Below are 13,776 nucleotides of genomic sequence, written 5' to 3' on the forward strand. Positions count from 1 at the left end.
GGTAACGTGTTCCCACAATCAAAAACCAAAAAAGGTTATACGGGGTTCTTCGGCTTTTTACTGAACAGGATATCGAACACCGAGTGCGATGCCCCAAAAACGGGACAATAACACGGTGTAAACCCTACAAAAAAAAGTTGCCAAATGTTTCCCATAACCCAAATGGTTGGGCGATGCCCCGAAAGAACCAAAGAAACCAAACGCTAAGAAAAAGTTGGGCGTGAAAACTCAACTTACCACGTCAGAGGTACTGGTATACCGTGCAACGATAAGTGAGCTCACGCCCGGGTCGTGAGCTAATCTGCTTATCATCTCGTTGCAAAAATTACCAGTTTTCTAACGTGAGACTCTAAGCGATAGCTTCAAATATGTTCTAAACGAAGAATCGCAAAATTAATTAATACATGACTAATATAAACAAATATTATTACATCCATATATGTATGTGTGATGTTTTTGTCAAATCACTTCATTGAGTCGCAGAAACGTCAATGAGATTTGAAATTGTCATATCATACTTAGATTACTTTATTATTAATAAGGTAATTGAGCTTAGAATTAAGTCTGACCCGTATTTAGACCAGGTTACTTTGGCTCATAAAATTGGTGTATCTGAGGGTTACCTTGGAAAGATTGAAAACCCAAAAGAACATGCCAAATATAATATCCGGTTATTGGGAAGAGTCGCCATTGCACTGGGCTTAAACTCATATTGTGACTTACTACCCAAAGACCCCCCAAAACATGATTTAATTAAAATAGTGTTTGAGGAAAGAAAAAATTACTCCAATAAACATACCATAGGAAAAAATGGTGGACTTAACAGAAAATACGTAGAAATCTCACAAAAACAATTAACCGAAAATGAAATTTCAGAGTGGGTTGATTCTGGAAAGCCATACGTAAAAATATTGCAAAATTAAATTCCGTAGTTTTTAACTTACATTATTATTGTAATAGTTGTTATGTAGAGACTCCCATCTTTAGGACAGGTTTTACTCAAAACTGATATAACTCTTGATCTCTTCCCCTATTTACCCTTCTGCACACGATAGTATGATTCTATTTAGTTAGAATTGCTAAAAAGTCCTTCAAACATATACAGACGTTGTAATGATTTTAATACCTTATTAGTAATTATTTTGTTTCATCTATTGTACTACTCTATACAGTTTACTTCATTCAAAACACTTAATTTTATAGGAATTCATTAAAGAATTATTGATGGAATTAGCACCATACCCTTATGAACAAATTGTTTTAGGCGATAAGAAATTTGAAATCCTTGAAACACCTTTAAATGAGTATTGGCCTGATGAAAAAAGTAAACCCAAGACCATTGCAAAAAATATTGGGCGAGGTTATCAAGGTACCTGGCAAATATTCGAAGAAAAACTGTATTTAATTGATATTAAAAATATATATCACAATAGTACATTAAATGAGATATCAGGGAAAAAGATAGTTAATACAGGTTTATTGAAATTAAATGATGTTTTTCCACATAGTTATGGAGAGGTTTTTGCGTACTGGTATAGTGGAAGTTTAACCATACCTTTTGGAGACAGGATGCAAAATGATAAATCAAAAACTGAAAGAGAATTGGTAATAAGTTGTAGTGATGGAAAAGTGATAAATAAGTATATTAAAGAGAACGTTTCGAACATAGATGTTAAACATGTCACATCATACTTTATTAAAAATGAAAACTTATATAAGCCAAAAGCATGCAAAACAATAGGTGAGTTATACCAACACGAGTTTGAGTTCGGGTATTATGATAAAGCAAAGTTTTATTTTGAACATATAATCGACCTTTACCAAAAAAGGAAGGTTCAAAAGAAGAATGATCTTAAGCAATTAAAAAATGAATATTTTAAAATTATTAAAAAAATAGTAGGACCCAATCAAAAAAGGTATGAACAATACAAGTTTGAAAAAGAAAGGATTTTAAAGAAAATCAATAGTAATGAAGAACTATCCCAAGAAGAACAAAACATTAGAAAGTTAATGGTTTATCATATGCCATTTAAATTTAATTGGGGGAAATACAAGAATAGAGTGATATCGAGCATTCTTGAAGAGGACCCTGAATACTTGTTATGGTGTGTCATTCATGTTTCCCATTTTTCGTTAAATGAACTGATTTTTTTACATCCGAAAATACGGTCGAATAGGCTTTTTATGCCATCTCTTAAAGAAAACTTTGTGAAGTTAGATATGGTTAAAGAATGGAGTTTTAATTACGGTATTGGTGAAAATGACTTTTATCGAAGACCACCAAAGGAGGATTATTTACAGAGCGCAAGTTATGTACATCAGTATGACGAATTGGACCTAGCCATGGCAGACTGGGATTATGACGGAAGGAACAATCCTGCACATAATACTTCTGAAAACCCATGGATAGATTTATTTGGTCCTGGCGACGAAGCTGAAGTGGCTTTCTGGAATACTGATTAGGCATGATTGGTTAGTCTTTAGATTGGAAAAAGTTTACCGGCATTTAATTCAATATCAAAAGCCGTTGTGAATTGTTTTCAGTTCTTTAATTTTAAGGATGATTCACAGGAGGAGTGCCCCTCCCTATAATTTTCAACCAGTTGTGAATTGCTTTCAGTTCTTTAATTTTAAGGATGATTCACAGGAGGTTTAGGTTCACTTTTGACGCTAGACAGGTTGTGAATTGCTTTCAGTTCTTTAATTTTAAGGATGATTCACAGGACAACAACACCTTATTTTGCAATCAACATTGTTGTGAATTGCTTTCAGTTCTTTAATTTTAAGGATGATTCACAGGAACAGATACCTTCACTGTTGTACTCGATACGTTGTGAATTGCTTTCAGTTCTTTAATTTTAAGGATGATTCACAGGATCTATTCCAGCAGCATCGTTTCCTTCGGTGTTGTGAATTGCTTTCAGTTCTTTAATTTTAAGGATGATTCACAGGCAAATTGTATTGGTGCTAACTGTGTACCTGTTGTGAATTGCTTTCAGTTCTTTAATTTTAAGGATGATTCACAGGAGAGAATGTGCGAGAATGATTCTTCCTATGGTTGTGAATTGCTTTCAGTTCTTTAATTTTAAGGATGATTCACAGGTGCCAATGCATCAAACTCACCCTCGACTATGTTGTGAATTGCTTTCAGTTCTTTAATTTTAAGGATGATTCACAGGGTACATTTCGTTTGTTCTTTTCCAATCCCTGTTGTGAATTGCTTTCAGTTCTTTAATTTTAAGGATGATTCACAGGCAGGATTGAGGAAAGCAGAAGTAGAATCTAGTTGTGAATTGCTTTCAGTTCTTTAATTTTAAGGATGATTCACAGGAAAAGATAATCCAATACCATGCTCAAAACTGTTGTGAATTGCTTTCAGTTCTTTAATTTTAAGGATGATTCACAGGCCTATTACCGATGCCCAAGAACTTACGTTGGTTGTGAATTGCTTTCAGTTCCTTAATTTTAAGGATGATTCACAGGAAAGCAGAAAAAAAGTGTATCGTATGCTCTGTTGTGAATTGCTTTCAGTTCTTTAATTTTAAGGATGATTCACAGGTATTTGCAGGCACTACTCCTGCTTTACCTTGTTGTGAATTGCTTTCAGTTCTTTAATTTTAAGGATGATTCACAGGCGCTAAAGCCAAGGACAAACTGTCTGTCCTGTTGTGAATTGCTTTCAGTTCTTTAATTTTAAGGATGATTCACAGGTACGGATAAAACAGGACGCAGGGATAGAACGTTGTGAATTGCTTTCAGTTCTTTAATTTTAAGGATGATTCACAGGCGACTTTCCAATTTCTTTTTATCCTCTGGGGTTGTGAATTGCTTTCAGTTCTTTAATTTTAAGGATGATTCACAGGAATAACAAGTAGCTGGCAAACATATACGGTGTTGTGAATTGCTTTCAGTTCTTTAATTTTAAGGATGATTCACAGGCGATGAAAAAAGTAACAGAAGAATTATCATGTTGTGAATTGCTTTCAGTTCTTTAATTTTAAGGATGATTCACAGGACCGAGATAAAAGATGTCAACAGGGATGTTGTTGTGAATTGCTTTCAGTTCTTTAATTTTAAGGATGATTCACAGGTCCGGGAAGTATGAAAACGATATGGAGGGCGTTGTGAATTGCTTTCAGTTCTTTAATTTTAAGGATGATTCACAGGTTCCCAGCTGCGTGCCTTTCGGTACGACCAGTTGTGAATTGCTTTCAGTTCTTTAATTTTAAGGATGATTCACAGGTTTTTCTTCTTTGAAAATGGGGAGTATCCAGTTGTGAATTGCTTTCAGTTCTTTAATTTTAAGGATGATTCACAGGTATCGGATGATGGTTCCAGCCCGAATTGCTGTTGTGAATTGCTTTCAGTTCTTTAATTTTAAGGATGATTCACAGGTGGAGGAGCTTGTTCTCAACGGGTATTGGTGTTGTGAATTGCTTTCAGTTCTTTAATTTTAAGGATGATTCACAGGGCTCCAAGAATAAACCAGAACAAAGCCTTCGTTGTGAATTGCTTTCAGTTCTTTAATTTTAAGGATGATTCACAGGAGGAACCGCATGAGCAAGTATCCCTTCTTCGTTGTGAATTGCTTTCAGTTCTTTAATTTTAAGGATGATTCACAGGCTTCCTTGTGCAGATGAGCATGGAGTACCTGTTGTGAATTGCTTTCAGTTCTTTAATTTTAAGGATGATTCACAGGGTACTTTCCGTAATAGGCTGGTATCCTGTTTTTTACATAAGTATTAGAAGTGTGTTTTTATTAATACTTTACTGGGTGTCGAATGCGCTCAACTATGCAATTTGATTGCTAAAACAACTCAAGTTGTTGGCTAGGTGGCTCTGGTGGCACCTCTTTTTGCCCATGAAACAGTTCCATCATGCCAAACTGTTTGTCCGTTATCTGCATAATGCACACCTTCCCTTTTTTTGGCAATGCCCTTTTTGTGCGCTTTATATGAACTGCGGCATTTTCCCTGCTGGGGCAGAATCTACTATAAATGCTAAATTGGAACATGCCAAAGCCATCGTTCAAAAGGTCTTTACGGAATTTGGTCGCATGCTTGCGTTCCGTGAACGTTTCAGTTGGCAAATCAAAAAATACAAGTACCCACATACAACGGTATTGGTTAAGACGAGTCAAATATGATTCCATGATTCTACATTTAACTTTAATTGACTAATGTTTCCAAAGAGGTTTTAAACTCTGGATAAAGTATCTTTCGCCTACTCCCTTCAAAACATTCGACTAGACTGGCTGTGGTTCGGCTCATGGCATTCATTAACGGACTTTGCTTTTCATCGATGAGAACATCCATGGCAGGAATAGTTAGCAGGTGGGCCTTTATATTTTGGTTTAAATCTTCAAGTGAACATCCTGTTTGGACAATATCATAGACCAAGGTATCCACAAAAGGACGATAGGGCTCCATAACATCGTCCGCCAAACAAAAGGCATTGTACTTGTTGTGATGAAAGATTCCCAATGAGGGCAATAGACCACTGCTTACCAATGCCCTTGCCGCAACAGCCCTTAAGATGGCATAACCATAGTTCAACAAATTATTGGGTGGCACACCTTTTTGGTTACGGCTAAAACCTTCCAGTTCGAACAGGTTTTGAAAATAAAAGGCTGCCGCTAATGCTTCCTGATTATTCCAGTCCCCTGTTTTTACATCCTTTGCATACCGCTTTAACCGGAGTGCATTTTTGCCCCTTGCCAAAAAATGATTGGCCTGGTTCTCTATTTTGGCGGTAACCGTTTGCTGCCATAATTGTTTTTTTAAGGGTAGGCTGGCATTAAGTTGGTGGCGCATACGCTCTGTCTGCTCGCTATGACCTACCAAAGGCTGGAAAAAAGAACAAGGCAGGTGTTGTTTGTCACAGGTGATAACAGCTGTTTTGTTTTGCACCAATTTCATTAACAATCCATTTGTGATTGTGATTTGTGAATCTTCCAAAACTACATACCCCAAATCTTCAATGGGAATGGTCGCTTCCTTTTTACCTTCATCAGGAAAGTTGACCACCAACTGTTCGTTTTTGGTACTTAAATAAGCAGGATTGCTAAAAAAGAGCGTACGTTTTATCATACTTCTATGCTATGGTAATATTTCCTAGTCGATTTACTTTTAGTTTTACTACTAGATTTTTCTCTTCAGTAAATTCGGTTTTGTTAAGTTGTGTATATTCAACTTTATTATAGATTGCTTTTGCTACACTAAATGGAATAACATATAATCTGGTCTTAGTAAAACTTACAACTTTATAAATTCTATTATTTTGTTCAGTAGTTAAATACTTAAAATCGATAGCATCCAAGTTTTCTAACTCTTCTTCTGTAGGTACATACACCAAGTCATTGGGAGATAGTACAAATAAAAATTTACCTTTTTTGGGTTTAGGTTGAATAGGTAAACGTTCATTTTTTGGTAAATGTGCTACTTGTTTTTGGTGTTCAATCACTTCATTTAACGGTACGGTTTCGTAATTTCTTTTTTGTTTTTTTTCATCCCAGTAAACCGCAAAAAAGAGGTTGGTGCCTTTTGCGGCTTCTACATATTTCTTGTTTTTAGCGGAGTTTTCATTTTCAGATATGGAAAATTTACTCCCCACTTCAAAAAATTTGACTTTATAAATAGGTTGGTGCTTTTTACCATTGTTCAAAGCGACAATATTACTGTTTAAATCCTCGATTCCTTCATCACTAAAGGCTACATCATATTTAATTTTGCCCTTTTCATCTACATAGTTTTTTAAATGATTAGGCAATATCACTTCTCTTATTTGTGGGTCAGTTATTTTAGCTAAGTGTTTTTCATTTTTAATGTCTGCCAAAGAGCCTCTTACAGCTGTCGCTATTTTTCCTTTAGGCGTTTCAATATTATATTTTCCAGAAACGGTTTCTTTATGCATTGCCTTACGTATTGCCCAATTATCACCTTTTGTTTGCTTGCGTAACTTTTTAATAGGTTTACCACTTTTGTCTAAATTCAAATTGCCATTTTCATCTTTGTAGGACCAAAATTTGTTGTTGGCTTTATTGATAACACGTAAGTTTTGCTTATAACTAATCACTGTTTTTTCTAGTTGATTTTTAGCTTCGCCTGTAAAGCCTTGCCAGGGCATTTGAAAAGCTTTGGTATAATCGCCTTGTTCGTTTTTAATCAATAACTTATCTCTTAATCCATAATTTTTCTTTTCTGTATTTAAAGCACTCAAGTAATGACTATGATTACGCGTACAACAGGCCACAACCAAAGCGTCTAATGCGTGGTGACGATGGTCTATACGCTTTTTACTAAAGCCTTTTAGCAATTCATCGGGTACAGTTGGTATGATATTACCGCTGGTATTGATTGCGGTAAAATCGTTGGTTTGTGTTAATTGGTTCAAACGTTCAAATCGCGGTAAGATGAGTTCGTTCCATTTATCATTTAACCCCCAATCGTTTTTCAGTTTTGAGGTTACTGAACCTGTTACGGGAATTAAATTTTTAGAAGTTGCTTCTTGCTCTCCTTCTTCACGTACAATATTGCTCAACAAAGCCTTAACTAGTTTACTGATATATCGACTATCGTTCATTTGCCTGTTGATAAAACCTTCTGGGATATCTTCACTCAAAAGGTTTTTCAGTTTTTGGCGGTTATTTTTAAAGTATTGGTTAACGTGGGCTTCATATTCTGCAAGACCTAATAATTTATGCCCATTGATAACGTTTCCGCCCTTTGCGCTTAAATATTCAAATGCCGTTTTATTGTCTTTATCTTCATTTACAGCACTTTCACAAATAATTTTATTACTCAATGAGTTATCAAAATAGCGAGATTGTGGAATAATATGTTCTATTTGATATTCGTGTGTAAATAATTTTGACAAAGGAATGGGCTTGCCTGTATAAGGTGAAATATACCCTTGCTCCAGCCATAAACGATAACGCTGTATTTCCTTTAGTGTTGGACTGTTGCTGCGTCTAATTTTGGCTATTTCATCTTCGCTAACTTTTGAATAATCTGCTTTTGGGTTTTGATATATACCTTCTTCATAGATTTTTAATAAATCTTGTTGACTTGGTGAATAATCTCGTACATCAGCTTCAATAGAATCGTCATTCATCAGGTCCTTTAATACTTCTCTGATCCGAAGATTGGTATTTTCGTTTTCGGTATTTCGTTTTGAAATTTGTTCCCTTTTACTTGCCGGGTTTTTCATTTCACGACCTAGCTCAACGTGAATTTCATTGAAAAAACCAGGTTGGCTTTTGCCGTAGTGTTTCCAAATGTCTCTTACAACACGCAAGGTTTCGGTAACCGCTTGCTCTACAATAGGATTGCGTAGCGAATGTTGCTTGAAATTATCTAGATAGGTATCAATATCCTCAGGTGTTTTCCAATTTTGGATATCTCCAATTTCCGAATGTCTACCATAAACCAAATAAGTCGCTTGGTATGTATTCAAACCTATTAAAGGATTTTTATCTTTAAATGGAACAAAACTTTTTATAACTTGTTTTTTTACATCATCATCACTAACATTCGCTAAAGCTTCTGCCAATTGTTTAGCGTTGTAATCGTCTTTTAAGTGAAGCGCATTAACACGTTCCATAATTTCCGAAACACGTTGTTTTACTTTATCTGAAATGTCATTTTCGTTCCAATATTTACCTTTACGCATTAAAGGCAGCAATTTGTTTAAGGCTTTTTTAGAGTAGCCGCCATAATCGCTTTTAAATGGTGGGAATTTGATAAAACTATTGACAAAAGATCCTTCATCCAAATGGTGTTTTAGAGCAAATTTTACTAAAGCAGATTTATATTCATTGATATCTGAAACTGAATAAATAATATGCCATAATTGCTCAATTCTGGTTACAAAAGAGCTATTACTCTTAGTGCCGAGTTGTGTTTTTTCGTCTAAAAAGGTGTCGACATCATCAATTCCTTCCACTTTTGTTAAACGAGAAATAAATTGCGCTCTGGTTTCTGCAAAAGGATATTTTTTATCTTCCACATAATTCCATCGGTAATGGTCTTTTTTTGACTTTTCGATACGTTTTTTATCAATAAAATACTTTATAAGCTGCTTTTGTTCAAGTTCTCTTTTGCTTTGTAAAAAGTCGAATAAGGCTACCCAATCACCATCATTTTTCAATAGTTGTTTGGTTACATCTATCAATTCACCTTTATTGGTATCTACTTTATCATATATTTTTAAGTTTTGCAACCATTGCCAAATTCTAAATTCTTGAAATAATGGATGTGATTTTGGAATGGCTTTTATCGCTTGCCTAACTATTTCTTTTTTACCGGTTTCTTTATTCGTTTTATTGTACACACGCTGTTCTAATTGACAGCCCGAAATATTGGATTTTTGACTTTTGAGAGGACGCTGGTAAAAAATAATATCGTCAATCAATAAATACAGAAAGTCACGGTTTTTTATAGCATTTTGGTGTGCTTCATTTCGTGGGTACAATTCTTTAATACAAGCCTTATAAAGCTTATTTGAAAACAGTTCAGGCTGAAGTTCTATTTGTTTGCTTAGTATTTTTTTTAATTCATCTTTATAATACTTACGCTCAATAGTTTTTACAAGCTTACCTCTTATTTTTTGTGTTGGTTTTTCAAGTAAGGTTTCATAAATGAATTCACCAACCGTTTTGTTTGAGCGTTCTATGTCTTGTTCCGTTTTAGCTTTTATGGCGGCCCAATCTTTTTCAGAATCTACGGCTTTATAAGTTCTTTTAATATCCCCATTTTTCAACATTTTAGTAGTAACAATAAATTCTTTTGTCCTACTAATCCAGTCTTCGGTTTTTACTATTTGTTTGTCATACTTCCAACCATTTTCAAAAATCACATCAAATAATGGTTTTCCTTTAACAGCTTCCCCGGAGTCAATAACTTCTTTTACTTTTAGTTGAACAAATTGCTTGTCCTTTTCATCATCAATTTCTTCGCCTCTTAACTGATAATACCCTCGTTTTTGGTTGAAATTTAAAATTACCCAAGCTAATTCTTGTTTTGTTAAAGGTTGTGATAGTGCTTTTTTACGTAAATAATAGAGTGTCCAATCGTAAGGAACCTTTGTTTCATTTCCGTTAGACTTTACATAAAACAAGTCGGGTTGAGCTACTTTAAACTGCTCAAGCATTTCATTAAAGGAAGGTTTAAAAATAAACTCGTATTTACCATCCGCATTGGGTCTATAATTTAGTTTTACTTCTTTCCCTTCTTTAAATTGACCTAAGCGTTTTTCAAAATCGATTTGTTGTGCATAATGTTCTGGTAAAAAGCCAAGTATATTCAACACGCGATGTAAACGTTCTCTTCGTAAATTATCTCGTTGATACAAGCGTCTTACTCCACGATAACCTGTTCTTTCAGCTGTTTGTGATATTGATTGACCTGCATCAAATTTCCCTAAAACATCTGCACTCATTGGAATAATCCGAACTCCTAAATCCTCGATTTCCCCTTCTTTCTTATTAAAGTTATTTTTAATAAGTGCCCACCCAATGGAGTTTGTTCCTAAGTCCAGTCCCAAAATTTTTTTCATGGTTAAGTTTTTATATAAACAATTTAAAATGATTTTCTTTCTATTTATTACGTTTTTCTGTAAAATCCATTTTTAAATTTTACTATTTTAGCAAAACTGAAAGCAATTCACAATAAGGATTATTCCGTTGTGAAAACATTTAAAGCGGCATTAGTTTAATCTTATGTCGCTTTTTTTTGCTTGAATGTTACACAAGGGTATTACCGAAGTACTCTCTGCTTGTTTTTACTGGGGGTGGGAATTTATCACATTGGCCATATCTCTTACACAGGTGATTTTTTAAATTTAGGAATTTAAATTTTATTAAGATTCTTGGAGTAGCACAGTCTTAATTTCCCCTTTAGGCCGTTGCCATAGATAGCGTAAGAGGGAATTGTATAACCCAAAACCTTAGCTTAGATAGGTTCTACATTTTCCATATATTTACTATATAGTTGCCACACCGCGGTCAAGAATGGGCCAGCACCTTGCGGGTGATGGGGGCACGGACGGCTGATAAAGACAGCGTGGTGTGGCAATGAACCCGCTTTTCAAGAATTCCAACTTGTTTATAATATGTACTAGCACTTCTTTTATTAAATCCCTATTTGACTCTTAATAAGTTCTCTATAAATTTCTTACATTGTCGCTGGATTACCCCCCCAATACTTAATCAAAATCAATGACATCACACCTCGCATCATAGGTCAAAAACAAGACTAGGACGTTTATTTGATGGTTCACAAAAAGTTCAGTTAAACTTAGGCCCAATGGCAACCAAAAAAAGGCAAGAAATGAAAAATTTAACACTCGACAATTACCTTGATAGTCATTACATCCACAGAAGCAATTGGTTAAGGGCGGCCGTTTTGGGGGCCAATGATGGCATAATTTCCATTTCCAGTCTCGCAATCGGCGTTGCAACCGCTAGTTCGACCAATGAACCTGTTATTTTAGCAACGGTGGCCGGACTTGTGGCAGGAGCGGCATCCATGGCAGCAGGAGAATATGTGTCTGTAAGCTCACAGACCGACATTGAAAAGGCAGATATTGAAAGAGAAAAAAAAGAACTGGTTGAAATGCCAGAGGAAGAGTTGAACATATTGGCCCAGATTTATGAAAAAAGAGGACTGAAAAGTGAAACGGCCATGCAAGTTGCCCAAGAACTAACAGCTGCCGATGCCCTGGGAACGCACATACGGGATGAATTGGGAATCAATGAAATCAGTAAGGCCAATCCAATTCAAGCAGCGTTGGCGTCAGGTGCTGCATTTACTGTTGGAGGTATTTTACCTCTTTTAGTTGTTCTTTTTGCACCAATAAAAGGTATGGAATATTGGCTATATGGATTTACAACTATTTTCTTGATCATTTTGGGAGCAACGGCCGCAAAAACTGGTGGTTCAAATATATTGAAAGGAATGGTCAGGATTACCATTTGGGGCTCAATCGCCATGGGACTTTCTGCATGTGTGGGTTATCTCTTTGGAGTAAGCGTCTAAAATTCATAAATATGGACAGAGCATATCTATATTTAGTGATAAATCATTCACCCAGCATTTTTTCTGTTGTGGGTTCAATCACCATAATTACAAGCTTGATATTTAAGTTAAAAGCAGTGAAGCGAACAGCACTTCCGAATTTAATCAGTGAATCTTCTTTACGATGCGAATAAGCCTCTTCCAAATATTTATCCTTTTCCATGCCACCCTGTTAACCGCGCAGACCTCACTCCAAGAAATTGACCTTGAAAACGGAAAATACCATGTAGGCTTTCACCACTATATCGCTGCTGACAGCACAAGAACCTATAGCAGGGTTTTTGACTACACCAACAAAAAGGTCGCCAGGCCCATTCCGATAAATCTGTGGTATCCATCGGAACAAAATGTATCTGGTGCCAAACCATTACTGGTCTTGGATTACCTTGAAATCCTAAAGGAAGAAGAGGAATGGGAGCATTTGCCCAACGAGCAAATACTGAACTGGTTCTATTATCCCAATACGGCTGCAAACCAAAATCACCTTGCAGAACAAACCACAGCATATGCCAATGTGGGATATTCGAAAGGAAAATTTCCTGTAATCATCTATGCTCCCAGTTTCCAAGCCTCATCCATAGAGAACTTTGCGCTTTGCGAATATTTGGCCAGTCACGGCTTTGTGGTCGTTTCCAGTCCAAGTCGGGGCACAGAAACCCGTTGGTTCAGTAATAACAATGCAAAGGAAATGGAAACCCAGGCCAGGGATGTGGAGTTTTTGATCAAAGAAGCGGGGAAATACCCTATGGTGGATTATGGCAAGATTGCCATCATGGGCTTTAGCTTTGGCGGCCTGTCCAATATCATCGTGCAAAATCGCAATGATAAGATAAAGGCAATTGTCAGTTTGGACGGCACGGAAAGATACCAGTATGGACTACTGACCAAATCTCCGTTCTTCAATGCCCACAATTTGGATGTACCCTACATTCACATGGCACAGAAAGACATCCCTGAGATCGTCCTGAAAGAGGACAAGATCAATGCTGCTCTGAACACGGAATTCCAATTGTATGATAGCATAACAAAGAGCAAAGCCTATCGGTTAAAGTTCCACAACCTGACCCACAGTCACTTCAGTACTTTGGGCGTTCTCTTTGCCAATAGGGATAAAAGACAGGACAAGAGCGATCAAAAAATCATGGAATCCTACAAATGGGTCGCGATGTACACTTTGCATTTTTTGGAAGGGACTATACACGAGGATATAAACGCATTAAAATTCATAGAAAACAATTCGCATGACAATGGATTTGCAGATGGCCTTGTAACGCTACAAATCAAACAACCTGAAAACAAGAAGTACACATTTCAGGGTTTTAACGATCTTGCCTCAACCCGGAACTACGAAAACTTGATACAACTTTACGACTCCATTGTAAAAAGGCATCCATCGTTTGAAATTCCGGAAGGCCATTTGAACACCCTCGGCCTACAGCTTGTTTTCAATCCAAATACATCCAAGCAAGGCATACAGGTATTTTTATTCGGGACCAAGCTTTATCCCAATTCTGCCAATCTTTATGATAGTATGGCGGAGGGGTATCTATTTATGGGAGACCAAGAAAATGCCATTGAAAGTTTTAAAAAGTCCCTAGAGTTGAATCCTCAAAATCAAAATGCCATCTATCGATTGGAAAAGCTAAAGAAATAAGGTTAATCAAGCACCATGCTTAAGTGTTACCACTTCATAATATGTTTT

General features: G+C 36.1%; 7 protein-coding genes and 1 CRISPR repeat array. Of the genes, 4 read left to right on the forward strand and 3 right to left on the reverse strand.

Annotated elements, in window-relative coordinates; genetic code table 11:
• The first annotated feature begins 491 nt into the window (after positions 1-491).
• Positions 492-923, forward strand: coding sequence for a hypothetical protein (locus J4E06_RS01750; protein ID WP_349522327.1), 432 nt, complete (start codon positions 492-494; stop codon positions 921-923).
• Between the two features lie 301 nt (positions 924-1,224).
• Positions 1,225-2,463, forward strand: coding sequence for an exodeoxyribonuclease X C-terminal domain-containing protein (locus tag J4E06_RS01755; RefSeq protein ID WP_349522328.1), 1,239 nt, complete (start codon positions 1,225-1,227; stop codon positions 2,461-2,463).
• Between the two features lie 63 nt (positions 2,464-2,526).
• Positions 2,527-4,699: a CRISPR direct-repeat array (repeat unit 46 nt; unit sequence GTTGTGAATTGCTTTCAGTTCTTTAATTTTAAGGATGATTCACAGG).
• A 108-nt stretch (positions 4,700-4,807) separates the two neighbouring features.
• Here the strand turns inward: J4E06_RS01755 and cas2 are convergent.
• The 3 genes from cas2 to cas9 are packed head-to-tail and all read right to left on the reverse strand — an operon-like array spanning position 4,808 to position 10,554.
• The gene (gene cas2 / locus J4E06_RS01760) at positions 4,808-5,152 is read right to left on the reverse strand and encodes a CRISPR-associated endonuclease Cas2 (protein ID WP_349522329.1); all 345 of its coding nucleotides are present in this window, start codon (positions 5,150-5,152) and stop codon (positions 4,808-4,810) included.
• A gap of 16 nt (positions 5,153-5,168) precedes the next feature.
• On the reverse strand, positions 5,169-6,089 hold the full coding sequence (gene cas1, locus J4E06_RS01765) for a type II CRISPR-associated endonuclease Cas1 (RefSeq protein WP_349522330.1): 921 nt from the start codon (positions 6,087-6,089) through the stop codon (positions 5,169-5,171).
• Positions 6,090-6,093: 4 nt separating this feature from the next.
• Positions 6,094-10,554, reverse strand: a complete 4,461-nt coding sequence (gene cas9 / locus J4E06_RS01770; protein WP_349522331.1) for a type II CRISPR RNA-guided endonuclease Cas9 — start codon at positions 10,552-10,554, stop codon at positions 6,094-6,096.
• Positions 10,555-11,327: 773 nt separating this feature from the next.
• Between cas9 and J4E06_RS01775 the strand changes: the two genes are divergently transcribed.
• Both J4E06_RS01775 and J4E06_RS01780 read left to right on the forward strand, forming a co-directional pair.
• The gene (locus tag J4E06_RS01775) at positions 11,328-12,035 is read left to right on the forward strand and encodes a VIT1/CCC1 transporter family protein (RefSeq protein WP_349522332.1); all 708 of its coding nucleotides are present in this window, start codon (positions 11,328-11,330) and stop codon (positions 12,033-12,035) included.
• A gap of 163 nt (positions 12,036-12,198) precedes the next feature.
• Complete coding sequence (locus J4E06_RS01780; RefSeq protein WP_349522333.1) at positions 12,199-13,728, forward strand: poly(ethylene terephthalate) hydrolase family protein; 1,530 nt, start codon at positions 12,199-12,201, stop codon at positions 13,726-13,728.
• Positions 13,729-13,776 lie beyond the last annotated feature (48 nt).

The sequence above is a fragment of the Allomuricauda sp. NFXS6 genome, from assembly GCF_040148835.1.
Classification (GTDB): Bacteria; Bacteroidota; Bacteroidia; order Flavobacteriales; family Flavobacteriaceae; genus Flagellimonas.

Excerpts from the sequence above, each read along its gene's own strand:
- J4E06_RS01775 (WP_349522332.1), top strand. The coding sequence starts at position 11,328 with ATGAAAAATTTAACACTCGACAATTACCTTGATAGTCATTACATCCAC.
- J4E06_RS01750 (WP_349522327.1), top strand. The coding sequence starts at position 492 with ATGAGATTTGAAATTGTCATATCATACTTAGATTACTTTATTATTAAT.
- cas1 (WP_349522330.1), bottom strand. The coding sequence starts at position 6,089 with ATGATAAAACGTACGCTCTTTTTTAGCAATCCTGCTTATTTAAGTACC.
- cas2 (WP_349522329.1), bottom strand. The coding sequence starts at position 5,152 with ATGGAATCATATTTGACTCGTCTTAACCAATACCGTTGTATGTGGGTA.
- J4E06_RS01780 (WP_349522333.1), top strand. The coding sequence starts at position 12,199 with ATGCGAATAAGCCTCTTCCAAATATTTATCCTTTTCCATGCCACCCTG.
- cas9 (WP_349522331.1), bottom strand. The coding sequence starts at position 10,554 with ATGAAAAAAATTTTGGGACTGGACTTAGGAACAAACTCCATTGGGTGG.
- J4E06_RS01755 (WP_349522328.1), top strand. The coding sequence starts at position 1,225 with ATGGAATTAGCACCATACCCTTATGAACAAATTGTTTTAGGCGATAAG.